The sequence below is a fragment of the Methylosinus sp. sav-2 genome (assembly GCF_004366495.1).
Lineage (GTDB): Bacteria > Pseudomonadota > Alphaproteobacteria > Rhizobiales > Beijerinckiaceae > Methylosinus.
Genome location: NZ_SOEJ01000001.1, coordinates 420,945 through 444,784 on the forward strand (window position 1 = coordinate 420,945; position 23,840 = coordinate 444,784).

At 65.8% G+C, this 23,840-nt stretch carries 26 protein-coding genes, 1 tRNA gene and 1 pseudogene; 20 read left to right on the forward strand and 8 right to left on the reverse strand.

Annotated elements, in window-relative coordinates; genetic code table 11:
- Positions 1-103 precede the first annotated feature (103 nt).
- Positions 104-1,030, reverse strand: coding sequence for an alpha/beta hydrolase (locus tag EDE12_RS01915; protein WP_026599865.1), 927 nt, complete (start codon positions 1,028-1,030; stop codon positions 104-106).
- Positions 1,031-1,431: 401 nt separating this feature from the next.
- Between EDE12_RS01915 and EDE12_RS01920 the strand changes: the two genes are divergently transcribed.
- From EDE12_RS01920 to EDE12_RS01930, 3 genes are read left to right on the forward strand one after another with little or no spacing between them, the layout of a single operon-like run.
- On the forward strand, positions 1,432-2,709 hold the full coding sequence (locus tag EDE12_RS01920) for a class I SAM-dependent methyltransferase (protein ID WP_051592606.1): 1,278 nt from the start codon (positions 1,432-1,434) through the stop codon (positions 2,707-2,709).
- A gap of 29 nt (positions 2,710-2,738) precedes the next feature.
- A complete protein-coding gene (locus tag EDE12_RS01925) occupies positions 2,739-3,899 on the forward strand; it encodes an acyl-CoA desaturase (protein ID WP_024878260.1) in 1,161 nt (386 codons plus the stop codon).
- Entirely contained in the window at positions 3,896-4,750 is an 855-nt protein-coding gene (locus EDE12_RS01930) for an alpha/beta fold hydrolase (protein WP_051592605.1), read from the forward strand. Before EDE12_RS01925 ends, EDE12_RS01930 begins: the two co-directional genes overlap by 4 nt.
- A gap of 16 nt (positions 4,751-4,766) precedes the next feature.
- On the opposite strand, the gene EDE12_RS01935 is transcribed toward EDE12_RS01930, so the two are convergent.
- Positions 4,767-5,036, reverse strand: coding sequence for a hypothetical protein (locus EDE12_RS01935; RefSeq protein ID WP_036296052.1), 270 nt, complete (start codon positions 5,034-5,036; stop codon positions 4,767-4,769).
- 93 nt (positions 5,037-5,129) lie between these two features.
- A tRNA-Asp gene (locus tag EDE12_RS01940) sits at positions 5,130-5,206 on the reverse strand.
- Between the two features lie 291 nt (positions 5,207-5,497).
- Between EDE12_RS01940 and cydP the strand changes: the two genes are divergently transcribed.
- The 11 genes and pseudogenes from cydP (at position 5,498) to EDE12_RS01995 (ending at position 14,071) form a co-directional block, all read left to right on the forward strand.
- Positions 5,498-5,668: a cytochrome oxidase putative small subunit CydP gene (gene cydP / locus EDE12_RS01945; RefSeq protein ID WP_134187967.1), complete on the forward strand. Its 171-nt coding sequence runs from the start codon at positions 5,498-5,500 to the stop codon at positions 5,666-5,668.
- Positions 5,669-5,689: 21 nt separating this feature from the next.
- Complete coding sequence (locus EDE12_RS01950) at positions 5,690-7,252, forward strand: cytochrome ubiquinol oxidase subunit I (RefSeq protein WP_084768650.1); 1,563 nt, start codon at positions 5,690-5,692, stop codon at positions 7,250-7,252.
- A gap of 202 nt (positions 7,253-7,454) precedes the next feature.
- A complete protein-coding gene (gene cydB, locus EDE12_RS01955; protein WP_026599861.1) occupies positions 7,455-8,594 on the forward strand; it encodes a cytochrome d ubiquinol oxidase subunit II in 1,140 nt (379 codons plus the stop codon).
- Between the two features lie 34 nt (positions 8,595-8,628).
- Positions 8,629-8,730, forward strand: a complete 102-nt coding sequence (gene cydX / locus EDE12_RS01960) for a cytochrome bd-I oxidase subunit CydX (RefSeq protein WP_024878255.1) — start codon at positions 8,629-8,631, stop codon at positions 8,728-8,730.
- Between the two features lie 195 nt (positions 8,731-8,925).
- The gene (rpsM, locus tag EDE12_RS01965; protein WP_018267193.1) at positions 8,926-9,294 is read left to right on the forward strand and encodes a 30S ribosomal protein S13; all 369 of its coding nucleotides are present in this window, start codon (positions 8,926-8,928) and stop codon (positions 9,292-9,294) included.
- 125 nt (positions 9,295-9,419) lie between these two features.
- Entirely contained in the window at positions 9,420-9,809 is a 390-nt protein-coding gene (rpsK, locus tag EDE12_RS01970) for a 30S ribosomal protein S11 (protein WP_018267194.1), read from the forward strand.
- An 89-nt stretch (positions 9,810-9,898) separates the two neighbouring features.
- Entirely contained in the window at positions 9,899-10,918 is a 1,020-nt protein-coding gene (locus tag EDE12_RS01975; protein WP_024878254.1) for a DNA-directed RNA polymerase subunit alpha, read from the forward strand.
- 120 nt (positions 10,919-11,038) lie between these two features.
- A complete protein-coding gene (gene rplQ, locus EDE12_RS01980) occupies positions 11,039-11,455 on the forward strand; it encodes a 50S ribosomal protein L17 (protein ID WP_024878253.1) in 417 nt (138 codons plus the stop codon).
- 5 nt (positions 11,456-11,460) lie between these two features.
- Positions 11,461-11,858 (forward strand): annotated as a pseudogene (locus EDE12_RS01985) (DUF4260 domain-containing protein).
- Positions 11,855-12,532, forward strand: coding sequence for a hypothetical protein (locus EDE12_RS01990; protein WP_026599860.1), 678 nt, complete (start codon positions 11,855-11,857; stop codon positions 12,530-12,532). The pseudogene EDE12_RS01985 and the gene EDE12_RS01990 overlap by 4 nt, the downstream one beginning before the upstream one ends.
- Positions 12,533-12,637: 105 nt before the next feature.
- Entirely contained in the window at positions 12,638-14,071 is a 1,434-nt protein-coding gene (locus tag EDE12_RS01995) for a Do family serine endopeptidase (protein WP_026599859.1), read from the forward strand.
- 214 nt (positions 14,072-14,285) lie between these two features.
- On the opposite strand, the gene EDE12_RS02005 is transcribed toward EDE12_RS01995, so the two are convergent.
- Positions 14,286-14,732 (reverse strand): hypothetical protein, encoded by a 447-nt coding sequence (locus EDE12_RS02005; RefSeq protein ID WP_026599858.1) that lies wholly within the window; start codon positions 14,730-14,732, stop codon positions 14,286-14,288.
- 189 nt (positions 14,733-14,921) lie between these two features.
- On the opposite strand from EDE12_RS02005, the gene EDE12_RS02010 reads away from it, so the two are divergent.
- Complete coding sequence (locus EDE12_RS02010) at positions 14,922-15,218, forward strand: hypothetical protein (RefSeq protein WP_026599857.1); 297 nt, start codon at positions 14,922-14,924, stop codon at positions 15,216-15,218.
- 97 nt (positions 15,219-15,315) lie between these two features.
- Positions 15,316-15,579 (forward strand): hypothetical protein, encoded by a 264-nt coding sequence (locus tag EDE12_RS02015; protein WP_026599856.1) that lies wholly within the window; start codon positions 15,316-15,318, stop codon positions 15,577-15,579.
- A gap of 4 nt (positions 15,580-15,583) precedes the next feature.
- Here the strand turns inward: EDE12_RS02015 and EDE12_RS02020 are convergent, their stop codons facing one another.
- Positions 15,584-16,270: a response regulator transcription factor gene (locus EDE12_RS02020; protein ID WP_024878246.1), complete on the reverse strand. Its 687-nt coding sequence runs from the start codon at positions 16,268-16,270 to the stop codon at positions 15,584-15,586.
- A gap of 188 nt (positions 16,271-16,458) precedes the next feature.
- Between EDE12_RS02020 and EDE12_RS02025 the strand changes: the two genes are divergently transcribed.
- Genes EDE12_RS02025 through EDE12_RS02035 form a run of 3 tightly spaced genes read left to right on the forward strand, consistent with a single transcriptional unit; the run spans position 16,459 to position 18,854 of the window.
- Positions 16,459-17,103, forward strand: coding sequence for a thiamine phosphate synthase (locus EDE12_RS02025; RefSeq protein WP_024878245.1), 645 nt, complete (start codon positions 16,459-16,461; stop codon positions 17,101-17,103).
- The gene (locus EDE12_RS02030) at positions 17,100-17,987 is read left to right on the forward strand and encodes a tetratricopeptide repeat protein (RefSeq protein ID WP_026599855.1); all 888 of its coding nucleotides are present in this window, start codon (positions 17,100-17,102) and stop codon (positions 17,985-17,987) included. Before EDE12_RS02025 ends, EDE12_RS02030 begins: the two co-directional genes overlap by 4 nt.
- A 6-nt stretch (positions 17,988-17,993) precedes the next feature.
- On the forward strand, positions 17,994-18,854 hold the full coding sequence (locus EDE12_RS02035) for an alpha/beta hydrolase (RefSeq protein ID WP_026599854.1): 861 nt from the start codon (positions 17,994-17,996) through the stop codon (positions 18,852-18,854).
- Between the two features lie 236 nt (positions 18,855-19,090).
- On the opposite strand, the gene EDE12_RS02040 is transcribed toward EDE12_RS02035, so the two are convergent.
- Complete coding sequence (locus tag EDE12_RS02040; protein WP_026599853.1) at positions 19,091-20,203, reverse strand: M48 family metallopeptidase; 1,113 nt, start codon at positions 20,201-20,203, stop codon at positions 19,091-19,093.
- Positions 20,204-20,378: 175 nt separating this feature from the next.
- Between EDE12_RS02040 and mutS the strand changes: the two genes are divergently transcribed.
- The gene (gene mutS, locus EDE12_RS02045) at positions 20,379-23,066 is read left to right on the forward strand and encodes a DNA mismatch repair protein MutS (protein ID WP_026599852.1); all 2,688 of its coding nucleotides are present in this window, start codon (positions 20,379-20,381) and stop codon (positions 23,064-23,066) included.
- 9 nt (positions 23,067-23,075) lie between these two features.
- On the opposite strand, the gene EDE12_RS02050 is transcribed toward mutS, so the two are convergent.
- On the reverse strand, positions 23,076-23,369 hold the full coding sequence (locus EDE12_RS02050) for a hypothetical protein (RefSeq protein ID WP_026599851.1): 294 nt from the start codon (positions 23,367-23,369) through the stop codon (positions 23,076-23,078).
- A 120-nt stretch (positions 23,370-23,489) separates the two neighbouring features.
- Positions 23,490-23,750 (reverse strand): Plug domain-containing protein, encoded by a 261-nt coding sequence (locus EDE12_RS02055; RefSeq protein ID WP_026599850.1) that lies wholly within the window; start codon positions 23,748-23,750, stop codon positions 23,490-23,492.
- Between the last annotated feature and the right edge of the window lie 90 nt (positions 23,751-23,840).

Here is a 23,840-nt window from a genome sequence, read left to right on the forward strand (position 1 = left end):
GTTGGCGTGGATGGCCGGGACAAGCCCGGCCAGGACGTCGCGAGGGCGAGGAGAATGTGTGCATTCGATAGCCGCTCGTGGGGAGAGGGGCAAAGAAACCGCATCACGCCGCGTCGAGCGCGGCGTGCAGCATGGGCAGATAGCGCTGCGGATTTTCCAGCATGGGAAAATGCCCGCAATTCTCGAAGAGGACGAATTCCGCCTCCGGCAGAAACGCCTTCAACGAATCGCCGATCGTCGCCACGAGATTATGCGTCGGATCGCTGTCGCCCCAGACGATCGTCACCTTGCGCGGGCTGGCGGCGTAGGGCTTCTCCGGCGTCGCCATCAAGGCCTGATAGGCGTTGCAGAGACAAAAGCAGCCGCCGCGATCGAGACCCGCGATCGCCTCTTCCGTGAGCTTCGGCGCGATAGCCGAGGTCGCCGGCGGCATGGCGACCTTGTACCAATGCCGCGCCACCACATGATCGAGCGCGCGCATGAAAATCTGCCCGACATAGGGCCGCCGAATCAAATTCATGCGATCGGTTCCCGCCGCCCATTTCTGCGCCTGCGAGATCGAGACCGTCTGCTGCAGCATGAGATGGCGCACGCGATCGGGCCGCGCCGCCGAGAAGGCGACGCCCGCGAATCCGCCGAGACAGGCCATGTCCAGCACGGCGTCCTTTATCTCCAGCTGCGCGAAGAATTCGTCGAAGACCTCGCAATAGCTCGGGACATCGAAGCGAAATCCCGATTTCACGAAGGATTGGCCGAAGCCGGGCGTCTCCACGCAAATGACGCGCGCATGGTTCGACATTTCGTCGATGATCGGCAGATATTGCTCGATGACATTGGGCGGATCGGGCACGATCACCAAAGTCTTGTCGCCGGCGCCGTTTTTCTGCGGCGTGATCAGCGTCCGCAAGCTCGCGCCGCGCGTCTCGATGAATTGGCCCTTCGCGCCATTCAGCGTCGGCCCCGCCTCGCTGCGAGCGGCGCGCGCGCGCCGATCCGCCCACAACCAGCGCGACATTTCGATTGCGTCCATTTTTCTCGTCTCCGCTGAAATTCATTTGGCGCGGCGCGAACCGCGCTCGCCTATCGATCCTATAGTGCGGACGCGCGCTCGCGCCCTGTGTGGCAGCACACACAAATTCCTCGCCGACCCTTTTAACACCTCGGATCAGGCTCGCGCCGATCGCCGTATCGCAAGACGCGACGAGAGGAGGCGAGCGCAAGCTGAGCTGCTTGTCAACATGCAGAAATAATGTGACAACATTTGACACAATCTTGTCGTGCGACGCCATCGCTCAGCACGGCGGACTGCATGAAGAACAAGAAGCGCGGCGCAAATAGCGCGGGCGTGCGGAAGATTTCGCGCGTCGTTTCCAGCGCGAGAGGCGCGGAAATTCTTTGCCGAAAGCGCGCGATATGCATTGGGAGAGACAAATGACCGATACGAGATATATGCCCGAACATGCCGCGCGCGCTTTCGACGCGAAGACGTCGCGCCGACAGCTTTCGCTCGCGCAGCTATTGGGAGCGCGTCAGCCGAAGGACGCTTTCTTCGAGATGCTGTCGCGCCATCTCCATCAGGGAACGCTGATCGTTCGTCACAATGGCGTCGATCATCACTTCGGCGCCGGCGAGGAAGCGCCGATCGTGCTGCGCGTGCTGCGCGACGAATTCTTCAGCCGCGTGCTCGCCTTCGGCAATCTCGGCATGGGCGAAGCCTTCATGGCGCAGGATTTCGAGGTCGAGGACGGCCGCCTCGTCGATTGCCTCACAATGCTGTGCCGCGCCGGCCTGCATAAGAAGCTGCGCTCCGATTGGAGCTTCCTCTTCCGCTACGCTGGCATGCTGGCGAGCAATCGCCTGCTGAGCCCGGCGACCAATGTGCGCCGTCACTACGACATCGGCGAAGACGTGTTCGACGCCTTTCTGCTCGATCGCTATCAGGTCTATTCCTGCGGCTATGCGCATGCGCAGGACGACGACGCCGATCTGCTGCAGCAGCGCAAGCTCGATCGCATTTGCCAGAAGCTCGAGATCGAGCCCGGCCAGTCGCTGCTCGATATCGGCTGCGGCAAGGGCGGCATGCTGATTCACGCTGCGCTGAATTTCGGCGCGCGCGGCGTCGGCGTCACCAATAGCGTCGCGCATCACGCGCGCGCGCAGGAAAACGCCGCCAAATACGGCGTCTCCGATCGCGTGCGCTTCATCCTCGGCGATTATCGCGAGATCGAGGGCTCTTTCGATCGCATCGTCAGCGTCGGAATGCTGGAGCATGTGCGCGCCAAGGATTATGCGGCCTATTTCGGCGCCATCGAGCGTCTGCTCGCGCCGAAGGGCCGCGGCCTCGTGCATGTCATCGGCTGCAACACGGCGATCAATCGCCATGATCCGTTCATTCAAAAATACGTTTTCCCCGGCTCCGACACGCCGAAGCTCTCCGCGATGACGACAGAGCTCGAGAAGAATAGCCTCGCCATTCTCGACGTCGAGAATATGGCGCGCCATTACGCCGTGACTCTGCGTCGCTGGCTGGAAGCCTTCCGCGCCAATAGCGGAACGCTCGATCCTGTGCGCTACGACACGGTCTTCAAGCGCATGTGGGAATACTACCTCAGCTGCGGAATAGCTTCCGCCATGGCCGGGGACCAGGCGCTCTATCAGCTCCTCTTCACCAAGGATTATCACGCGCCGTACCGGCTGCAGCGCGTCTGACACGCGATTTCGTTTTATCGGGGGTGCATATGTCTAAGGAAGCCAATCAGGATTTCGCGCGCCTGCGGGAGCAGGTCCGCCGCGCAGGATACGCCCGCAAGCTGACCGCTATCGGCATTGCCGAATGGCTGCTGTTCATCGCCTTGACGGCGACGGGCGTCGCGCTCGTCATCGTCTCGGACATGCTCATCGTCAAGGCGATCGGCATGATTCTCGTCGCCTACGGCTGCATGGGCATGTCGACCAATGGCCACACCGCCTCGCATCATGCGATCAGCAACAAGCCGTGGGTCAATGAGTTCATCATGTATTTCGACTTTCCGTTCTTCCTCGGCGTGTCGGGCAATTATTGGCGCCACAAGCATGTCGTCGTGCATCATCCCAATCCGAACGTCATCGGCGTGGACGACGACGCCGATCTGCTGCCGGTGTTCACGCTCAATGATCGCGATCTGAAGAAGGCCAGCGGCCTCGCGCGCTGGTGGTTCGAGCATCAGGGCTATTTCTTTCCCATCGTGCTGCTCGGCAATTCCTTCGGCGTCGCCTTCAAGGGCTGGCGCTTCCTGATCCGCGAGCTGCGCGACGACGAGCGCCGCAACTGGCAGAGCTGGGTCGATCTTTCCTGCATGATCGGTCATTGGATCGTGTGGATGATCATTCCGATCTATTTCTTCGGCTTCGCCAATGTCGCAATGTTCTTCGTCGTGCAGATGTTCATGATGTCCTATGTCATGTTCGCGCTCTTTGCTCCGGCGCATTACCCGGAGGAAGCGATCCAGGTGACGAAGGATGCGACGCGCGACAATTATCTGATGCTGCAGACGGCGACGGCGGTGAATTTCGAGACGGGTCCGATCGGCCGGCTGCTGTGCGGCGGCGTCGATTTCCAGATCGAGCATCACCTCTTCCCCTGGATCAGCCCGCGTCACTATCCGCAGCTCGCGCCCATGCTGCGCCAGTTCTGCGAGGAGCACGGCTATCCCTATCGCTCGCAGGGCTGGGGGATCGCGACCTGGAAATCCGTCGTCACCCTCTTCAAGCCGAAGAAGATCGAGGAGGAGTTCCCCGCGGTTGAAAACCTGCCGCTCGCCGCTCACTATCAGCAGCAGAGCAGAATTCGCCGCGAGGCGGAGGCGCCGCTCGCCAAAGCCGAAGCCGCGAGACTGCCCGAAGAGAGCGTGACCGCATGACCCGAGCCGGCGACGGCGCAGTCGAAGCGATGACCATCGCCGCGAGAGACGGAGCGTCTCTCGCGGCGACGCTATTCTCGCCCCCGAATGGGGAAGGACCCGTCGTCGTCATCGCCGGCGCCATTGCGGTGAAGCAGAAATTCTACGAGCGGCTGGCGCGCTTTCTCGCCGCGCGCGGATGCCGCGTTCTCACCTTCGATTATCGCGGCGTCGGCGCCTCCCGCCACTTCGGCGCGCCCGGCGGGGGGTTGCGCGCCTGGGGCGAGCGGGATCTCGCCGGAATCATCGATCATGCGGCGCAGCTCGCGCCGGCGGAGCCCTTGCGCGTCGTCGCTCATAGCGTCGGCGGGCAGATGGTCGGGCTCGCCGACAATAACGGCTGCATTCGCGCCATGCTGGCGGTCAGCACGCAGATCGGCGATTGGCGGCTGTGGCCGGCCCCGCGCAAATATGCGCTATGGCTGATGTGGCGCGCGCTGCTGCCGATCCCCGCCGCCCTGCTCGGCTATTTTCCGGCGGCGCGGCTCGGCCTCGGCGAGGATCTGCCCAAGGACGCCGCGCTGGAATGGGCGCGCTGGTGCCGCAGCGAGGCCTATTTCGTCGATGCGGCGGGCCGGCCCTTCCCCGGATGCTTCGACCAATTCACGGGAGCGATTCGCGCGCTGACCATCGACGATGATTGGATGGCGCCGAAGCCGGCGGTGGAGGCGCTGCTGAAGCGCTACAGCCGCGCCCACATAGAGCCGCTGGCGATTCGCGCCGAGGGGCGCGGCATGGGCCATTTCGGCTTTTTCCGCGACCCCGGCCGCCCCTATTGGGACGATTGCGCGCGCTGGCTGCTGGAGAGCTGAAGGGAGGGACCGCCGCTCACTTCACGAATTTGACAGCGGCGAGAATGACGCCGCCGAGCGCGATCTGCGTGACGACGAGCCAGCGGAGAATATCGACCTTTAGATTGGCCATTTCCGTGCGCAGCTCGCCGGCCAGCTCTTTGAGGTCGGCCTTGGTGGCGACCGAATCGCGCAGCGCCGCGTCCAGCGCATCGGCCTGAGCGCGCGCCTGCTTATCGTCGAAGCCGGCCTCTTTCAGCCGGTCGATATAGGCGAGACGATCGAAGGTGATCGCGGGTGAGGTCATGCTCATAGAATAGGCGCAGGCACGGCCAGAATCAATCGACGAGCTTCGGTCCATGGCCAGGGCCACGACGCTATGAAGGCGACGGATTCGAAATGGCGAGAGAGACGGGGCTCGAACCCGCGACCTCCGGCGTGACAGGCCGGCGCTCTAACCAACTGAGCTACTCCCCCGCGAGCGCGGCGCAACGCATTGCGCTAGCGAGAGGCGCCGAATAAGGCACGCGCCGGCCAAAGTCAAGAAGTCGACTGCGGGATTTCTCTCGAGGGGCGCCCCTCGCGGGACGGCGACATAATCGCGCAGCGACATTTCGAGCCTTCTTACGGGGGCCGCCATGTGCTTTTTATGGCGAGACCGGAGCCTTCGGCGATCACGTACGGGCTTTAAGGACTTTCGCGGTCATGAAGGCGAGGCCGTTCGGGGATAGTGTCCCCCGGCCCGGCGCTTCGGGCGGGGAGAATCGCATGTCGGCCCATTCGGCGACGCATCGGCTCGGGCGAGAGATCGCCATCGCCCTCGCTCTCAAGACCGCGGCCCTCGCCCTGCTCTATTTCCTCTTCTTTCCCGCCTCGGAGCGGCCGCATGTCTCGCCGGCCGTCATGGCGGAAAAGCTCTTCGCTCGGGACCGCGGCTGACAATCCTTTCAGGAGCGCATGATGTTCGAACTCGACGTGGTGACGCTTTCAAGACTGCAATTCGCTCTGACTGCCCTCTACCACTTCCTCTTCGTGCCGCTGACGCTCGGCCTTTCGATTCTCCTCGCCATAATGGAGAGCGTCTTCGTGATGACCGGCCGCACCATATGGCGCGACGCGGTCAAATTCTGGGGCACGCTGTTCGGAATCAATTTCGCGATGGGCGTCGCCACCGGCATCACCATGGAGTTCCAGTTCGGAACCAATTGGTCCTACTACTCGCATTATGTGGGCGATATTTTCGGGGCGCCGCTGGCGATCGAAGGGCTGATGGCCTTTTTCCTCGAGGCCTCCTTCGTCGGCCTCTTCTTTTTCGGCTGGAACCGGCTGAGCCCGGTGGCGCATCTCACCGTCACCTGGCTGGTCGCCCTCGGCGCCAATTTTTCGGCGCTGTGGATTCTCATCGCCAATAGCTGGATGCTCAATCCGGTGGGGGCGGCGTTCAATCCCCAGACCTTGCGCATGGAGCTCACCTCCTTCTCGGAAGTGTTCTTCAACCCCGTCGCGCAATCGAAATTCGTGCACACCGTCAGCGCCGGCTATGTGACCGGCGCGATGTTCGTGCTCTCCATCTCAGCCTATTATCTGCTCTATGACCGCCAGCATCGCGAGATCGCGCGGCGCTCCGCCAATGTGGCGGCGAGCTTCGGCCTCGCCTCGGCGCTCTCCGTCGTCGTGCTCGGCGACGAGAGCGGCTATACGGCGAGCTTCAACCAGAAAATGAAGATCGCGGCGATCGAGGCCATGTGGGAGACGGAGCCGGCGCCGGCCTCCTTCACCCTCTTCGGCATTCCCGATGTGAAGCAGCAGACGACGCATTTGAAGGTCGAGGTGCCCTATCTCCTCGGCCTCATCGCGACGCGCTCGCTGGACACGCCGGTCGAGGGCATAAAATCGCTGGTCGAGAAATCGGAGACGCGCATTCGCGCCGGAATGCCCGCCTATGAATGGCTCGCCGCGCGTCCCGACGGACCCAACGCCGCCATCCCCGCCGAGCTGCTGCCGGCCTTCGAGGACCTCGGCCATTCGCTGCTCTTGAAGCGGTTCCGGCCCGATATCGAAAACGCCACCAATGAGCAGGTGCATGAGGCGGCGCTCACCACCATCCCCAATGTGCCGGTGCTGTTCTGGGCCTTCCGTATCATGGTGGCGCTGGGCTTTTATTTCATCTTCCTGTTCGCGGCGGCCTTCCTCGTCGCCAGCCGGCGTCGCCTCAGAGACAATCCCTGGCTCTTGAAGCTCGCCTTCTACAGCCTGCCTCTACCCTGGATCGCGGCCGAGCTCGGCTGGATCGTCGCCGAATATGGCCGCCAGCCCTGGATCATCGACAGCGTGCTGCCGACCTTCCTCGGCGCGTCCAATGTGCCGGCCTATAATGTTCTGCTGAGCCTCGGCGGCTTCGTGCTGTTCTACAGCGCGCTGGCCATCGTCGAAGTGTGGCTGATGCTGAAATATATCCGCCTCGGCCCGACCATCGAGCCCTTCCCGCGTGAGGCGCCGGAGCGGCCCTTCCTGGTCGCGTGAGGCGATCAGCCCCCTCCCCAGCCCTCCCCCGCTCCGCGGGAGAGGGAGCAGATCCAGCGCTTCATCGAAGCTTCGCGAAACGTCGCCGCCCCCTCTCCCGCGAAGCGGGGGAGGGTGAGGGAGGGGGCCATCGACGGAGTGAGGGAACGGCGCCGGCTTCCAATCGTCTCGACATGAAATCCTCATCGAGGAGATTCCCGACATGATCGATTACGGAATTCTGCGGCTCGTCTGGTGGGCCTTGCTCGGAACGCTGCTCATCGGATTTGCGATCGCCGACGGCTTCGATCTCGGCGTCGCCGTGCTGCATCCCTTCGTCGCCCGCAGAGACGGCGAGCGCCGGCAGACGCTCAATGTCATCGGCCCGGTGTGGGAAGGCAATCAGGTCTGGCTGATTCTCGGCGGCGGCGCGATCTTCGCCGCCTTTCCGGCGCTCTACGCCGTCTCCTTCTCGGGCTTCTATCTGGCGATGTTCCTCGTCCTGCTCGGCCTCATTCTGCGGCCGGCGGCGATCGTCTATCGCAGCAAGGTGGAGACGCCTGGCTGGCGGCGCGCCTGGGACTGGATTTTCTTCGCCTCCGGCTTTGTGCCGGCGCTTCTCTTCGGCGTCGCCTTCGGCAATGTCCTGCTCGGCGCGCCCTTCCGCTTCGACGATGAGATGAACGTCGTCTACGAGGGCAATCTCTTCGGCCTGCTGACGCCCTTCGCTCTGCTCGCGGGCCTCGTCAGCCTCGCCATGATCACGCTGCAGGGCGCCGCCTGGCTCGCCGCCAAGACGCAAGGCCCGGTCGCCTTTCGCGCCAAGCTGGCCGGCTGGCTGGCGGCGATCGTGCTGCTCGCCGCCTTCACCTACGCCGGCTATTGGGGCGCGCAGAATATCGACGGCTATGTGCTGACGAGCGCCGTCGATCCCTCCGGCCCCTCCAATCCTCTGGCCAAGACCGTCGCACGCGAGGCCGGCGCCTGGCGGGCCGCCTATGAAGCGCGCCCCTGGACGCTGGCCGCGCCCGCCCTGACTTATTTCGGCGTCATCGTCGCCGTGCTGGCGCTCGCCCTCTCGGCGCCGATCGTGGCCTTCATCGGCTCGAGCCTCGCCACCGCGGGCGTCATCGCCACGGCGGGCTTCACCCTCTTTCCCTTTCTGCTGCCCTCCTCGCTCGATCCCAATCACAGCCTCACCCTGTGGGACGCCTCCTCGAGCCGCCACACATTGACGCTGATGCTGGGGGCCGTCGTCGTCTTCCTGCCGATCGTGCTCGCCTACACGGCCTGGATCTATCATGCGCTGCGCGGGCAGGTGACGGAGGCGAGCGTGGGGGACAAGGACAATTATCCCTACTGACCGCAATTTCCCCTATCGCGCGAAGGACACCGCCATGTGGTATTTTTCCTGGATTCTCGGCCTCGGACTCGCCTGCGCATTCGGCGTCATCAACGCCATGTGGCTCGAGCTCGAGGAATATAGTGAGGAAAAGTGACCGACCAGCGGGCCAGGCGCCTTGACGGGTCGACGGCTTTCGCCTAGGAACCCCACCTTCACCACTTCGGCCTCGCGCTCCGTTCCTCAGCGGGAACGGAGCCGTCGTCGTATAAAAAGCCCGCAGGGGCCGGCCTCCACCGGACGCGGGTCTAATCGGCGAACAAAGTTCGCCCTCACATGGAGAGACGAGAAAATGGCCCGTATAGCCGGCGTCAACATTCCGACCAACAAGCGCGTCGTCATCGCTCTGCAGTATATCCATGGAATCGGGCCGAAAAAGGCGCAGGAGATCATCGAGAAGGTGAACATCCCCGCCGAGCGTCGCGTCGCCCAGCTGACCGACGCCGAAGTGCTGCAGATCCGCGAGACGATCGACCGCGACTATCTGGTCGAAGGCGACCTTCGCCGCGAGGTGGCGATCAACATCAAGCGCCTGATGGACCTCGGCTGCTATCGCGGCCTGCGCCATCGTCGCCAGCTGCCGGTGCGCGGCCAGCGCACCCACACCAACGCCCGCACCCGCAAGGGCAAGGCGAAGCCGATCGCCGGCAAGAAGAAGTAATCCGAACGACGTGTCGCGGGCTCGCCCCGCGACGATCACCTGGGCGCGGAGCGACGAGCGCTTCCGCCCGCATCGAGCCCTAGCGCCCGGCATTACGGGCGCGTCCGAAGGACGAGAAAGAGACTATGGCAAAAGAGACCACCCGCGTTCGCCGCAGGGAGCGCAAGAACATCGTTTCCGGCGTCGCGCATGTGAATTCGACGTTCAACAACACGATGATCACCATCACCGACGCGCAGGGCAACACTGTGTCCTGGTCGTCCGCCGGCACGATGGGCTTCAAGGGCTCCCGCAAATCGACGCCCTACGCCGCGCAGATGGCCGCCGAGGACGCGGCCCGCAAGGCTGGCGAGCATGGCGTTCGCACCCTCGAGGTCGAGGTTTCCGGGCCGGGCTCCGGTCGTGAATCGGCGCTGCGCGCGCTGCAGGCCGCGGGCTTCACCGTGACCTCGATCCGCGACGTGACGCCCATTCCGCACAATGGCTGCCGCCCGCGCAAGCGCCGCCGCGTCTGACGAGACCTATTTCATCGAGACGAATTGCGACGGGGTCTCGCGCCGCAGGCGCGCGGGACCCGGCCGAGAGCTGAAGGAAAGGCGCCACAGTGAGCATCCAGAAGAACTGGCAGGAACTCATCAAGCCCAGCAAGCTCGAGGTGACGGCGGGTTACGATCCGCGCCGCATCGCGGTGGCCGTCGCTTCGCCGCTCGAGCGCGGCTTCGGCTTGACGTTGGGCAATGCGCTGCGTCGCATTCTGCTCTCCTCCCTGCAGGGCGCGGCGATCACCTCGATCCACATCGACGGCGTGCTGCACGAATTCTCGTCGATCCCCGGCGTGCGTGAGGACGTCACCGACATCGTCCTCAACATCAAGGACATCGCCATCAAATACAGCGGCGAGGGCGTGAAGCGCCTGACGCTGAAGAAGCAGGGTCCGGGGCCGGTCACCGCCGGCGACATCCAGGCCACCGGCGATCTGCAGATCCTCAATCCCGATCTCGTCATCTGCACGCTGGACGAGGGCGCCGAGTTCCGCGTCGAATTCACCATCGCGACCGGCAAGGGCTATGTCCCGGCCGACCGCAATCGCGCCGAGGACGCGCCGATCGGCCTCATCCCGATCGACAGCCTCTATTCGCCGGTCAAGAAGGTGAGCTATCGCGTCGAGAACACCCGCGAGGGCCAGGAGCTCGACAAGGACAAGCTGACGCTGACGATCGAGACCAATGGCGCGATCTCGCCGGAAGATTCGCTCGCCTATGCGGCGCGCATTCTGCAGGACCAGCTGTCGGTGTTCGTGAACTTCGAGGAGCCGCGCCGCGAGGAGGCCGCCCCGTCCATCCCGCAGCTCGCCTTCAACCCGGCGCTGCTGAAGAAGGTAGACGAGCTAGAGCTCTCGGTACGCTCGGCCAACTGCCTGAAGAACGACAATATCGTCTATATCGGCGACCTCATCCAGAAGTCGGAGGCGGAAATGCTCCGCACCCCGAACTTCGGCCGCAAGTCCTTGAACGAGATCAAGGAAGTGCTGGCGCAAATGGGCCTGCACCTCGGCATGGAAGTGCCCGGCTGGCCGCCGGAGAACATCGACGATCTCGCCAAGAGATTCGAAGAGCATTATTGAGCGAATAGCGAAATAGCGAGTAGCGAATAGAATTTTCTACTCGCTATTCGCTACGCGCTAATCACTCCTTACGACGGCCGTTCCTTGGCACGGCGGCCGCTAAAATAACGGAGACGCCAAATGTATCATCGTAACAAGAAGCGCCGCTTCGGCCGCACCCACGAGCATCGTCAGGCGATGTTCGTCAACATGGCCCAGGCGCTCATCAAGCATGAGCAGATCGTCACGACTCTGCCCAAGGCCAAGGATCTTCGCCCCATCGTCGAGAAGCTGGTGACGCTCGGCAAGCGCGGCGACCTCCACGCCCGCCGTCAGGCCATCTCCCGCCTGCGCGACGTCGATCTGGTCAGAAAGCTCTTCGACGTGCTCGGCCCGCGCTACAAAGAGCGCAATGGCGGCTACACGCGCGTGCTGAAGGCGGGCTTCCGCTATGGCGACAACGCCCCGCTCGCCGTGATCGAGTTCGTCGACCGCGACGTGGACGCCAAGGGCCAGGATTCCGGCCCCGTCCAGACGGCGACGGAAGAAGCGGCGTAACGCCGATGCTCTCCGGCCCCGCGAGCGGAAGCGTTCTCGGCGGACCGAAGCTCCTGTTGAGATTAGAAGGGGCGGCGCTGATGTCGGCCGCCCTTTTCGCTTATTTCGGCCTTGGCGCCTCTTGGCCTGGCTGTTCCTCTTCCCCGATCTGTCGATGGCTTTCTATCTCGCCGGCCCGCGCATCGGCGCCATCGCCTATAATACCGCTCATACGACCATCATCCCCTTCGCCGTGCTCGGCGCCGGCGTTTATCTCGACCAGGGGCTGATGATCTCGATCGCGCTGATTCACATTGCGCATATCGGCTTCGACCGGATGCTCGGCTTCGGCCTCAAATATGGAACAGCCTTCGGCGACACCCATCTCGGCCGCGTGGGACGCCCGCCGGACCCGGAAGCGTGATCCTCGAGCCTTGGGAAGAGCTCTCCCGCGCCCGCACCGGCGCGGGCGATGAGCTGCTGCTGCGCCAGCGCGGCGGCGTCTATGAAATCCGCTGCAACGGCTATGACCTCATGTCCAACCGCGCCCATCGCTCGGAGGAGGCGCTGGCCCGGCTCGCCCTCGCCGAGCCGAGCGCAGGCGCGCCGCGCATTCTGGTCGGCGGCCTCGGCATGGGCTTCACCCTTCGCGCCGCGCTCGACGCCGCGCCGCAAAATGCCCGAATCATCGTCGCCGAGCTGCTCCCCGAGATCATCGCCTGGAACCGCGGCCCCCTCGCGCCGCTGGCCGGCCGACCGCTGGACGACGCCCGCGTCCAATTGCTGGAGGGAGACGTCGCCGCGCTGATGGAGGCGGAAGCGGGCGCCTATGACGCTATCCTCCTCGACATAGACAATGGCCCGGAGGCGGTGCTCTGCGACATTAATTCCGCGCTCTTCTCCGCGCGCGGCCTGCGCAAGATGCGGCGCGCCCTCGCCCCTGCGGGCGTGCTGGCCGTCTGGTCCGCCGATCCGTCGCCGCGCTTCGAAGAACGCCTCGAGGAAACGCGCTTCTCCTTCCGCGCCGAGGAGATCGCCGCCCGCGGCGCCGAGGGCGATCCCCGCCACACCATTTATCTCGCACACGCCCTCGGCTGAGCGCCGCCCCTACGCGCTCATGCGAATTCCACGAGTCTGACGCTTTTCGGGCTAATATGCGCGAACGAATCTCGCCCCACGAATCGCACCCCGAGAGGACGATCGATGATTTTTCTTCGGCGCCAATTCATTGCGGCTCTCGCCATGCTCACGCTCGCCGCTCCGGCGGCGCTGGCGGAGGCCCTGCTCGCGCCTCAGCAGGAGCGCGCCCTGCCGCAGTCGCGCGCCGATGTGATCTTGTCCTTCGCGCCCATCGTGAAAAAGGCGACGCCCGCCGTCGTCAATGTCTTCGCGACGCGCGTCGAGCAGCGGCCGGCCAATCCTTTCTTCGACGATCCGATCTTCCGCCGCTTCTTCGGCGAGGGCGGCGGAGGCGGCGGCCAGCGCGGGCCGACGGCGCAATCGCTCGGCTCCGGCGTCATCGTCGACGCCTCGGGCCTCGTCGTCACCAATAATCACGTCATCGAGGGCATGACCGATGTGAAGGTCTCGCTCTCCGACAAGCGCGAGATACCGGCGAAAATCCTGCTGCGCGATCCGCGCACCGATCTCGCCGTGCTGAAGCTGACCGAGGCCGCGAACTACCCCACCATGGAGCTCGGCGATTCGGACGCGCTCGAGGTGGGCGATCTGGCGCTCGCCATCGGCAATCCTTTCGGCGTCGGGCAGACGGTGACGCAGGGCATCGTCTCGGCGCTGGCGCGCACGCAGGTCGGCATTTCCGACTATGGCTTCTTCATCCAGACCGACGCCTCCATCAATCCCGGCAATTCCGGCGGCCCGCTCGTCGACATGGCCGGACGCGTCGTCGGCATAAATTCGGCGATCTTCTCCAAATCGGGCGGCTCGGTCGGCATCGGCTTCGCGATTCCCGTCAATATGGTCAAGATCGTCGTGGCGGCGGCCAAGGGCGGCGGCAAGCAGGTCAAGCGCCCCTGGCTCGGCGCGACGCTGCAAAATCTCTCCAAGGAGATTTCCGACAGCCTCGGCCTCCAGCGCCCCGCCGGCGCGCTGGTCGCCGATCTCTACCCCAAAGGCCCGGCGCTCGACGCAGGGCTGAAGCGCGGCGACGTCATCGTCACCGTGGACGGCCAATCGGCCGACGATCCAGAGGCGCTCGGCTATCGCCTCGCCACCAAGCCGCTCGGCGGACAAGCGACGCTGGGCGTGCTGCGCGCCGGCAAGACCATCGCCGTGCCTTTGAAGCTCTCCGCCGCTCCCGAAGTTCCGGCGCGCGATGCGGTGAAGCTGAAAGGCCCCTCGCCCTTCGCCGGCGCGACGGTCGTCAACATCTCCCCGGCCGTGCTGGAGGAATTCTCCGTGCAGGGCGCGGTCAATGGCGTCGTCGTCGCGGAGATCGACCCGCAATCGGTCGCCGCGCAGCTCAATCTGCAAAAGGCCGACGTGATTCTCGTCGTCAATGACGAGAAGATCGCCACCACCCGCGACCTCGAGCGGGCGACGATCAACCGCCATTATTATTGGAAGATCACGCTCGCCCGTGAGGGGCAGGTGATCACCACGGTGGTGGGCGGGTGAGCGGCGCCGACCGCGTCGAATATCGTCTCGAGCTCTGCGACACATCGGGCGAGCATCGCCCGATCGCGATTTTCCGCGCGGCGAGCCCCTTTCCGCCCGTCGCGACGGCGTGATCCTCGCCCGCTATTGCCTCAATCTCACGCCCTTCGACGGCGATCGCTCGCCGGTGTGGGGCGTCAGCGATCCGATATGACGAAAGGCGAGCGGATTTCGCTCACAGGCAGGGATTCACCACCGGCTCGCGCGGAACCGCGAGCAGCCGGCTCACCGATTCGCGCAACGCCTGCGGCGTGATGCTGCGGAACGGCTCGAGATCGCGATTCTCGCAGAATTTGCGCGCCGAAGCCGCCTCCGATTGCGCGGCGCGGCGCTTGAACGCCTCGAGCGCCGCGCGCGTCGGATGAAGAGAAGAATTTGCGAGAATGAATTCGTCGATCGCTTTGATCGCTTCGTCGATGGCGTCGTCCGCCGCGTTGCGAGCCACGCCGCACGCATTCGCATAATGCTGCACGGTCAAATAGATCGACCAGGCGCAGAGCACCGCTCCGGCGCCGCTGCGGTCCGCCTCGAATTGCCGCGGGCCGAAGACCATCGCCTCCTCGCCGGCCGCCGCCGTCGCCGATAGGGCGACGCAAATCGCAATGATTTTTGTGTAACGCATTCGGCGCAATCCCTTGTCTCTCGAAAGCCGAGCGAGTTGAGCGAGCGGCGATCGAGAAGTCAATGACGCGGCGCGGCCGTCGAGCGCCTCTCCCCTGTGCGCCTAAGCACAAACACGCGGGCGCCGCTCTCCTACAACAGCATTGTTCGCCGGACATGACGCCGACGACGCGCTGAGGGAGAGAAAACAATGACTTTCGCCGTTACCGAATTCGCTTCGCGCCCTGTCCGCACCGACGCCGCCATGCGCATGGCTTTCGTGATCCTCGGCGCGACCGTCGCGCTCGCCGGCGCCAAGGCCATTCTGGCGCAGAGCGTCGCCGCCCCCGTGCCGCCGACCGCGCCGGTCGCCTCCATCGCCGAGCCGGCGAGCTTCGCCGCCGCCGACGCCACGCAGAGCGTCTGCCGTCCCGTCGTCGTCGAGATCGACGAAGGCTATGGCGTGCGCGGCCAGGTTACGCGCTGGGTCTGCCGCAAGGCCTATTGATCTGTGTCCTCGCGCACAAACGCCGAGGACGCCGCTCCCTTACAACTCGCCTCATACGCAGGGCGCGCCGCCCACGACACGAACCGAGGATGAGACAATGACCTTCGCCGTTTCCGAATTCGCCTCGCGCCCCGTCGAGACCGGCTCCGCGATCAAAATCGCCTTCGTCATTCTGGGCGCGACCGTCGCCCTCGCCGGCGCCAAGGCCTTCCTCTCGCGCAGCGCCGCGCCTGTGGCCGAGCCCGCCGCCTTCGCCGTCGCCGAGCATGCGCAGGACCGCTGCCGCTTCGTTCCAGTCGAGTCCGAAACCGGCCTCGCCAAGGGCCAGGCGCTCCGCATCGTCTGCCGCAAGGCGCGCTGAACGATCAGAGCTTCACGAAACGATAGCCGACCCCCGGCTCCGTCAGAAGGATCGCCGGCGCCGAGGCGTCATCCTCGATCTTGGCGCGCAGCTGGCCGATGAAGACGCGCAAATATTGCGTGTCCTCGCCATGCGCCGGACCCCAAACCGCCGTCAGAATCTGGCGATGAGTCAGCAGCCGGTCCGCGTGACGCGCGAGCGTCGCCAATAGCTCATATTCCTTGGGCGTCAGCTTCACGGCGACGCCGTTCTTCGTCACCCGCCGCCGCGCGAGATCGACGCGCAGCCCGCCGCTCTCTATCTCGGCGGCCTCGGCCACGGTCTTCGCGCCATGCCGCAGCGCCGCGCGCAGCCGCGCCAGCAATTCGCCGATCGAGAAGGGCTTTTCCACATAATCGTCGGCGCCGGCGTCGAGCGCGGCGATCTTCTCCGCCTCGCGCTCGCGCGCCGAGAGAATGAGGATCGGCACTTGCGAAAAGGCGCGCGCCTGCCGCAGCGCCTCCTTGCCGTCCATGTCCGGCAGGCCGAGATCGAGCAGCACGGCGTCCGGCGCAGAGGCGGCGATCGCCTTCAGCGCCTCGCGGCCGGTTGCGGCCTCCAGCGTCTCATAGCCGCTCGCCGCCAGCGCCGGCCGCAGCACGCGCAGCATTTGCGGCTCATCGTCGACGATCAATATGCGCGGGCCGCTCATGCCGTCTCGTCGCTCATGCGTTTCGCCGTTCATGCGATTCTTGCGCCCCAGTCGCATAATCCGCTTCGCGGCGCCATACAACGGCGCCGATTCGCGCCGATTTGAGTCGGCCGCCGCCCGGCTCTAGAGTGTTTTCGAGCGCGGCGGGAACCAGTTCGCGTGAAGAAAACACGACCGAACGAGAAGCGATGCCGCAAGATCAGTCCGAAGATTTCGCCCGCCTCTATCTGGCGACGCCCCGCCTCGCCGAGATCGAGCCCTTTCTGCCGAGCCTTGCCGCCGCGCTGGCGGCCGCCGAGGTCGCGAGCCTGCTGCTGCGCCTCGAGACTATGACCCCTGCGGCGGCCGAACGCGCGATAAGCGCGGTCGCGGCCATAGCGCAGCCGGCAGGCGTCGCGCTCATCATCGAGGGCGAGCCGGAGGCGGTCTCGCGCTGCGGCGCGGATGGGCTGCATCTTCCCTATGACGAGAAGCGCCTCGCCACGGCGATCAAACGGCTTTCGCCCGATTTCATCGTCGGGGTCGGCGTTCTCGCCTCGCGCGACGAGGCCATGCGCGCCGGCGAGGCGGGCGCCGATTATCTCGTCTTCGGCGATATAGGCGAGGACGGCGCGCCGCCCACTCTCCAATGGACCGCCGAGCGCGTCGCCTGGTGGGCGGAGATTTTCAACACGCCCTGCGTGGCGCTGGCGCATAGCCTCGCCGAGGTCGGCCCGCTCTCCGCCGCCGGCGCGGAATTCGTGAGCCTGGACGCCGCAGTGTGGGACGATCCCCGCGGCCCGGCAGAAGCCATGCGCGACGCGGCGCGGCTCGTCCGAGAGGCGGCGAAATGAGCAAACGCCTCGCTTTCGCTCTTCTCCTGCTCGCCTCCCCGGCCCTCGCGGCCGAGCCGGCGCCGCCGGCCGCCGATCTCGCCTTCGGCGCCTATCAGCGCGGGGATTATGTCGCCGCCATGGGCGAAGCGCAAAAGCGCCTCGCCGCAAATCCCAGGGACGCCGCCGCCCTCACGCTGATCGGTCGGCTCTATCTCGACGGGCAGGGCGTCGCGCGCGACCGCGCCAAGGCGATGCAATGGTTCCGCCGCGCCGCCGACTCCGGCGGCAAGGACGCCGCCTATTTCTTCGGCGCGGCGGCGCTCACCGGCCGCGACATCCCCAAGGACCGCGCGCTGGCCCAAACCTATCTCGAGAAGGCGGAGAGACATCCGGCGGCGCTCGAGCTTTTGGGCGAGCTCTGGCTCGAGAATGACGGCAAGGAGCCGGACTTCGCCAAGGCGCAGGCCTATTTCCGCCGCGCCGCCGAGCTGGACAATTCCGACGCCGCTTATGCGCTGGCGCTTCTCTACAAGAGCGGCCGCGGCGTCGCCGCCGATCCGGCCGAGGCCGGCAATTGGCTGCGCAAGGCCTCCGAGGCCGGCCATACCGCGGCCATGGTGGAATTCGCGATCATGGAATTCAACGGCGCCGGCGTCGCGCGCGACCGCGCCCATGCGGTGAAGCTGCTGCGGCAGGCCTCCGCCGCCGGCAATGTGGTGGCGCAAAACCGCCTGGCGCGCTTGCTGGCCGAAGGGCTCGGCGTCGAGAAGAATCATTCCGAGGCCATGCTGTGGAACAGCCGCGCCAAGGCCGCCGGCCTCGTGGACGAAAAGCTCGACGCGCTGCTGGAGACGACCATTCCTCCGGCCGAAAAGCCCGCCGCTCCGCCGGCCGCGAAATAGGCCGTCATGGCGAGCCTTTCGGCGCATCTCGCGCGCGCTTATCTGCGCCGCTTCCTGCGCCCGCGCATCTGCGGCGAGGGAGAACCAGACGCCGCCGTGCGAGCGCTGAATCTGCGCTTTCCCTGGCCGCCCGCCGGCGCCGCCGAAGCCGACCCGGATAGTCCCGGCGAATGGATCAGAGCGCGCGCGCCAAAGGCCACGCTGCTCTATTTGCATGGCGGCGCCTATATGGCCGGCGCGCCGCGCCTCTATCGCTCGACCGCGCGCTTTTTCGCGAAGGCCGGATTTAATGTCTTCACCCCCGCCTATCGGCTGGCGCCCGAGCATCGTTTTCCCGCCGCGCTCGACGATGTGAGCGCCGCCTATGAGCGCCTCGCCGCACGCGGACCTTTGGCGCTCGCCGGAGATTCGGCCGGCGGCGGATTGGCGCTCGCCCTGATGCTGCGGCTGCGCGCGCGCGGCCTGCCGCTCCCCAGCGCGGCGGCGCTGTTCTCGCCCTGGACCGATCTTTCCACGAGCGGCGCCTCGACGCGCGACAATGAGGGCAAGGACCCGATCTTCACGCGGCGCGCCTTGCGGCTCGCCGCGCGGCAATATCTCGGCGAGGCGAGCGCGCGCGACCCGGAGGCGTCGCCGCTCCTCGGCGATCTCTCCGGCCTGCCCCCGCTCCTGCTGCATGTGGGCGAGGATGAGCTGCTGCTCGACGATTCGCGCCGCCTCGCCGAGCGCGCCGCAGCGGCGGGAACATCAGTGGAGCTGAAGATTTTCCCGCTCGTCCCGCATGGCTGGCAATTGGGCGCCGCCTTCATGCCGGAAGCGCGCGCGTCGCTGCGCGAGGCGGCGGCGTTTCTGGCGCGGCGCGTGTAGACCCTCCCCGACCAAGGCAAACGGGCGCGCTCACCCTCCCCTGTAGGGGGAGGGTCGGACCGTGAAGCGGTCCGGGGTGGGGTTAGGCGAAGAAGACTCGGGCGTTCACCCCCTCCCGATCGCCTTCGGCGCTCGACCTCCCCCCTCGAGGGGGAGGTGGAAACGCCTCTCCGATCATCGAGCGCTCTGTCCGTCGGAAGCGGATTTTGCCGAAGCGATAGAGCGGCTCTCGCTACTCACCCCCACGGCCCATGCGATGGCGGATCGAGCGGGCTGCGGCCGTCCTGCGGCAGAAAGCCCGGCGCGCCAGGGACCGGCGCCGGCTGCGCTTCCCAGGGGCCGTGATCCTCGATCGGCGGCGGCGGCTCCAGCTTCGACATGTCGCGGCCGCCGGCGTAGCGCACCAGAGCGGCGACGCGATCATCGACGGAAGGATGCGTCGAGAACAGCGCGCGCGCCTTGCGCGTCGGGCTCTCGATAAAGAACGCGCCCATACGCGAGGGCATATCGGGAATGATCGCGTTCGACTCGATCTTGCGCAGCGCCGAGATCATCGCATCGGGATTTTTGGTGAGCTCCACCGAGCCGGCGTCGGCGAGAAATTCGCGCGAGCGCGAGATGGCGAAGCGGATCAGCACCGACAGCCCCCAGCTCAGCGCGATGATGGCGAGCGCGATGATTATGGCGAGGCCGGCGCCGCTCGCCCCGCCGCGGTCGCGCCCTTCCTCTGCCGTGCGCTTGGGCGACAAGCGAAAGCCCCAATTGCGGAAGAGAAGATCGCCCGCGAAGGCGAATATTCCGGCGAAGATCGCGGCCACCACCATCAGCTGCACGTCGCGATTGCGAATATGCGTCAGCTCATGGCCGATCACCGCCTCGATCTCGACATCGTCCAACGTCTCCAGCAGCCCGCGGGTGACGGTGACGGCGTAATGCCCCTCCCTCACGCCGGAGGCGTAGGCGTTGAGCGCCCCATCCTCGATGATCTTGAGAGCGGGCATGGGAATGCCGCGCGAGATGCAAAGATTCTCCAGGAGATTATAGAGCCGCGGCGCGTCCTCGCGCGAAACGTCGCCGGCGCCGGTGGCGGCGTCGATCAGTCTTTGGTGGAAGAAATAGGCGATGGCGAACCAGAGCCCGGCGGCGACGAAGGCGATGGGCCAGCCATGCTCGAGATCGCGCAGCGCGCGCGCCATGATCTGCGGCAGCGTTCCGTCCTGCGACGCCTCGAACAGCAGCGCCACGGCGAACAGCAGCGCCAGCAGCAGCACGACGAATCCCGCGAGCAGCAGCAGCGAGCGCAGCCGGTTCGCCTGAATATGGGTGTAGAGGCCATAAGCGTGAAACATGCGGCTATTCTCGCTGGCCCGGCGAGCCTAGCCAAGTGACGAATCGCACATTCCGATCTTCGTGAGCGGAAGAGGCCCCGGGAGAGGGTCGGGGACGGGGCGCACGGCTCCCTTTGAACTCGATGCGCTTTGTGTCTTATTGCGCCTCGAACCGAGGAAGAGCACGAAGCGTCTCATGGACGAGAAACCGCGATCCGACGACAAGGCCGCCCGGCCGACGCCGATGATGGCGCAATATATAGAGATCAAATCGGCCAATCCCGATTGCCTGCTCTTCTATCGCATGGGCGATTTCTACGAGCTGTTCTTCGAGGACGCCGAGACCGCCTCGCGCGCGCTCGGCATCATGCTGACGAAGCGCGGCAAGCATCAGGGCGCCGACATCCCCATGTGCGGCGTGCCGGTGGAGCGCGCTGATGATTATCTGCAAAAGCTCATCTCGCTCGGCCATCGCGTCGCCGTCTGCGAGCAGATGGAGGACCCCGCCGAGGCGCGCAAGCGCGGCAATAAATCCGTCGTCAGACGCGACGTCGTGCGGCTCGTCACGCCCGGCACCATCACCGAGGAGCAGCTTCTCGATCCCGCGCGCCCCAACGCCTTCGCGGCGCTTTCGCGGCTGCGCGGGGGCGACGGAAACAGGCTCGATGGAAGCTGGCGCTATGGGCTCGCCTGCGTCGATATTTCCACCGGCGCCTTCGATGTCGCGGAGGTCGGCGAGGCGGAGCTGGCCGGCGAATTGGCGCGGCTGGAGCCGCGCGAGATCGTCGCGGCGGAAGCGATCTGCGCCGACGCGCAGCTCACATCGCAGCTCGCGCATCTCGACGCGCCGCTGACCGCGCTCGGACGCGATGTCGGCGGCGAGAGCGCTGCGCGGCGGCTGCTCGATTTCTTCGGCGTCGCGACGTTAGAGGGCTTCGGCGCGTTGGGCGAGGCGGAGATCGCGGCGGCGGCGGCGGCCATCCTCTATGTCGAGCGCACGCAAAAGGGAAAACGTCCGGCGCTGCGCCGTCCCTCGAGCCTGCGACGCAGCGCCACTTTGGAGATAGACGCGGCGACGCGCGTCAATCTCGAGCTGACGCGCACGCTGAAAGGCGAGCGCGACGGCTCGCTGCTGGCGACGATCGACATGAGCGCGACGCCCGCCGGCGCGCGCCTGCTCGCCGAGCGCATCGCCGCGCCCTCCACCGAGCCGGAATTGATCGCGCAGCGGCTCGACGCGGTGTCCTTCTTCGTCACCGCGCCGGAGCTGCGCGCGCGCTTGCGCGCCACGCTCGCCCGCGCGCCGGATGTGGCGCGGGCGCTCTCGCGTCTGTCATTGCAGCGCGGCGGCCCGCGCGATCTCGGCAATATTCGCGCGGCGCTCGCCGCCGCGCGCGAGATCGTCGCGCTCTTCGCCGCGCAGGAGGCGGCGCCGCTGGTCGCGCAGGAGATCGCCGAGCTCGCTGCTTGCGACGGCGAATTGGAGCGCGCCATTGCGACGCGCCTCGCCGACGATCCGCCGCTCGACAAGCGCGCGGGAAATTTCATCGCGCAAGGCTTCGACGCCGAGCTGGACGAAGCGCGCGCGCTGCGCGACGAGAGCCGCCGCGTCATCGCCTCGCTGCAGCAGCGCTATGTCGAGCTGGCCGAGACCAAGCAGCTCAAGATCAAGCACAACAACTTTCTCGGCTTCTTCATCGAGGTTCCGCAGGCGCAGGGCGAGAGGCTGCTGCGTCCGCCTTTCGATGCTGTGTTCACGCATCGCCAGACGATGCAGGACGCCATGCGCTTCTCGACGCGCGAGCTCGCCGAGCTGGAGGCGAAAATCGCCTCCGCCGCCGATCGCGCGCAGGAGCGCGAGCTGGCGCTGTTCGAGGAATTGGCGGGCGCCGTTCTCGCGCGCGCGCAAGAGCTGCAACGTCTCGCGCAAGGCTTCGCCGCGCTCGACGTTTTCGCGGCGCTCGGCGAGCTGGCGGTCAAGCGCGATTGGACGCGCCCGCATGTCGATTCCTCGCTCGATTTCGAGATTGTCGGCGGGCGTCATCCTGTCGTCGAAGCCTCGCTCGAGGCGCAGGGAAAAATCTTCGCCGCCAATGATTGCGATCTCGGCGACGCGCGCGCCGGCAAGATCGCCGTCGTCACCGGGCCGAACATGGCCGGCAAATCCACCTATCTGCGCCAAAACGCGCTCATCGCCATTCTCGCGCAGGCGGGCTCCTTCGTGCCGGCCAAGAGCGCGCGGTTAGGGGCCGTCGATCGCTTGTTCTCGCGCGTCGGCGCGGCGGATGATCTCGCGCGTGGGCGCTCCACCTTCATGGTGGAGATGGTGGAGACGGCGGCCATATTGAATTGCGCCGGCCCGCGCTCGCTGGTCATTCTCGACGAGATCGGCCGCGGCACGGCGACATTCGACGGCCTCTCCATCGCCTGGGCGACGATCGAGCATCTGCACGAGGTCAATCGCGCGCGCGCGCTGTTCGCGACGCATTTCCACGAGCTGACGCAATTGACGAAGCGCATGGGACGGCTCGTCAATCTCACCATGAAAGTGAAGGATCACGCCGGCGAGGTGGTGTTTCTGCACGAGGTCGCGAAAGGCGCCGCCGATCGCTCTTACGGCGTGCATGTCGCCGAGCTGGCGGGGCTTCCGGCGAGCGTGGTGGCGCGGGCGCATGCGATTCTCGCCGAGCTGGAGGCCGCGGATCGGCGCGCGCCGGTCGAGAAGCTCATCGACGATCTGCCGCTCTTCGCGCATGTGGTGACGAGCGCGCCGGCGAAGGACGAATTGCGCGAGGCTCTGGGGGCGATCGATCCAGATGCGCTGACGCCGCGCGAGGCGCTGGCCGCGCTCTATGAGCTGAAGGCGAAAGCGGGCGGCCGTTGAGCCGCCGCGTCAACCCATCGCATAAGCGGCATAGGCCGCATTGGCCTGCGAGGTCGTCGAAGCGCTGTCGAGCTTGGCGCCGCCGAGCGTGAGATCGCGCAGGCTGGCGAGCAGCGAGTCGATCTGCGCATAGGGATCATGCGCGCCATCGGCGTCGGCGGAATCGCCGCCCGCGGGAGTCGACGCCGATTGCGCGGATTGCGCGCGCTGCGTCTCGCTCGCGGGCGCGGCGGCCGCCGGCTGATATGAGGCCCCATAGGCCGGGCGGCCATAGAGCGACAGATCGGAAAGTGTGAGCGACACAACCAAGCTCCTTTGTTTCTCGCTTCGAGAAACGTCTTACAGGCGGGAGCTTAACGCGGGTCGCGGAAGAACTACCCAATTTTACCTAATTATCGGCGCAAGGGCCGGCGGCCCATCATTTCATCTACCCATGACCTGCACGCCGGGCGCGTAGCGCAACGCGTCTTGAACAGAAGTCGCCTGAATATCGTCCATGAATTTTCGCGATAGGACAGTCACGCTGCCGGGGACATTCATCACATCGCGCTTCTCGCCGCCGGAGCCGACGACATAGGGAATGTGATAACCATCTTCCACGGGCGCCTTCCGCGACGCGTCGGCGCAAGCGCTCGTCGCGATCAGCGCCGATGCGACGCCGGCCAGAATGCGAACATGAGGCATGATGATTTCTCCTCGCGCCGTTCGGCTATGCTCATCTGTCTATCATGAAGGCGGCCTCGGCGCGAGCCGCGCTTCCTCTCGCGGCGGCGC

Bases quoted from the DNA above. Each gene is read 5' to 3' on its own strand.
- EDE12_RS01915 (WP_026599865.1), bottom strand. From the start codon at position 1,030: ATGGACGCAATCGAAATGTCGCGCTGGTTGTGGGCGGATCGGCGCGCG.
- EDE12_RS01920 (WP_051592606.1), top strand. From the start codon at position 1,432: ATGACCGATACGAGATATATGCCCGAACATGCCGCGCGCGCTTTCGAC.
- EDE12_RS01925 (WP_024878260.1), top strand. From the start codon at position 2,739: ATGTCTAAGGAAGCCAATCAGGATTTCGCGCGCCTGCGGGAGCAGGTC.
- EDE12_RS01930 (WP_051592605.1), top strand. From the start codon at position 3,896: ATGACCCGAGCCGGCGACGGCGCAGTCGAAGCGATGACCATCGCCGCG.
- EDE12_RS01935 (WP_036296052.1), bottom strand. From the start codon at position 5,036: ATGACCTCACCCGCGATCACCTTCGATCGTCTCGCCTATATCGACCGG.
- cydP (WP_134187967.1), top strand. From the start codon at position 5,498: ATGTCGGCCCATTCGGCGACGCATCGGCTCGGGCGAGAGATCGCCATC.
- EDE12_RS01950 (WP_084768650.1), top strand. From the start codon at position 5,690: ATGTTCGAACTCGACGTGGTGACGCTTTCAAGACTGCAATTCGCTCTG.
- cydB (WP_026599861.1), top strand. From the start codon at position 7,455: ATGATCGATTACGGAATTCTGCGGCTCGTCTGGTGGGCCTTGCTCGGA.
- cydX (WP_024878255.1), top strand. From the start codon at position 8,629: ATGTGGTATTTTTCCTGGATTCTCGGCCTCGGACTCGCCTGCGCATTC.
- rpsM (WP_018267193.1), top strand. From the start codon at position 8,926: ATGGCCCGTATAGCCGGCGTCAACATTCCGACCAACAAGCGCGTCGTC.
- rpsK (WP_018267194.1), top strand. From the start codon at position 9,420: ATGGCAAAAGAGACCACCCGCGTTCGCCGCAGGGAGCGCAAGAACATC.
- rplQ (WP_024878253.1), top strand. From the start codon at position 11,039: ATGTATCATCGTAACAAGAAGCGCCGCTTCGGCCGCACCCACGAGCAT.
- EDE12_RS01995 (WP_026599859.1), top strand. From the start codon at position 12,638: ATGATTTTTCTTCGGCGCCAATTCATTGCGGCTCTCGCCATGCTCACG.
- EDE12_RS02005 (WP_026599858.1), bottom strand. From the start codon at position 14,732: ATGCGTTACACAAAAATCATTGCGATTTGCGTCGCCCTATCGGCGACG.
- EDE12_RS02010 (WP_026599857.1), top strand. From the start codon at position 14,922: ATGACTTTCGCCGTTACCGAATTCGCTTCGCGCCCTGTCCGCACCGAC.
- EDE12_RS02015 (WP_026599856.1), top strand. From the start codon at position 15,316: ATGACCTTCGCCGTTTCCGAATTCGCCTCGCGCCCCGTCGAGACCGGC.
- EDE12_RS02020 (WP_024878246.1), bottom strand. From the start codon at position 16,270: ATGAGCGGCCCGCGCATATTGATCGTCGACGATGAGCCGCAAATGCTG.
- EDE12_RS02025 (WP_024878245.1), top strand. From the start codon at position 16,459: ATGCCGCAAGATCAGTCCGAAGATTTCGCCCGCCTCTATCTGGCGACG.
- EDE12_RS02030 (WP_026599855.1), top strand. From the start codon at position 17,100: ATGAGCAAACGCCTCGCTTTCGCTCTTCTCCTGCTCGCCTCCCCGGCC.
- EDE12_RS02035 (WP_026599854.1), top strand. From the start codon at position 17,994: ATGGCGAGCCTTTCGGCGCATCTCGCGCGCGCTTATCTGCGCCGCTTC.
- EDE12_RS02040 (WP_026599853.1), bottom strand. From the start codon at position 20,203: ATGTTTCACGCTTATGGCCTCTACACCCATATTCAGGCGAACCGGCTG.
- mutS (WP_026599852.1), top strand. From the start codon at position 20,379: ATGGACGAGAAACCGCGATCCGACGACAAGGCCGCCCGGCCGACGCCG.
- EDE12_RS02055 (WP_026599850.1), bottom strand. From the start codon at position 23,750: ATGCCTCATGTTCGCATTCTGGCCGGCGTCGCATCGGCGCTGATCGCG.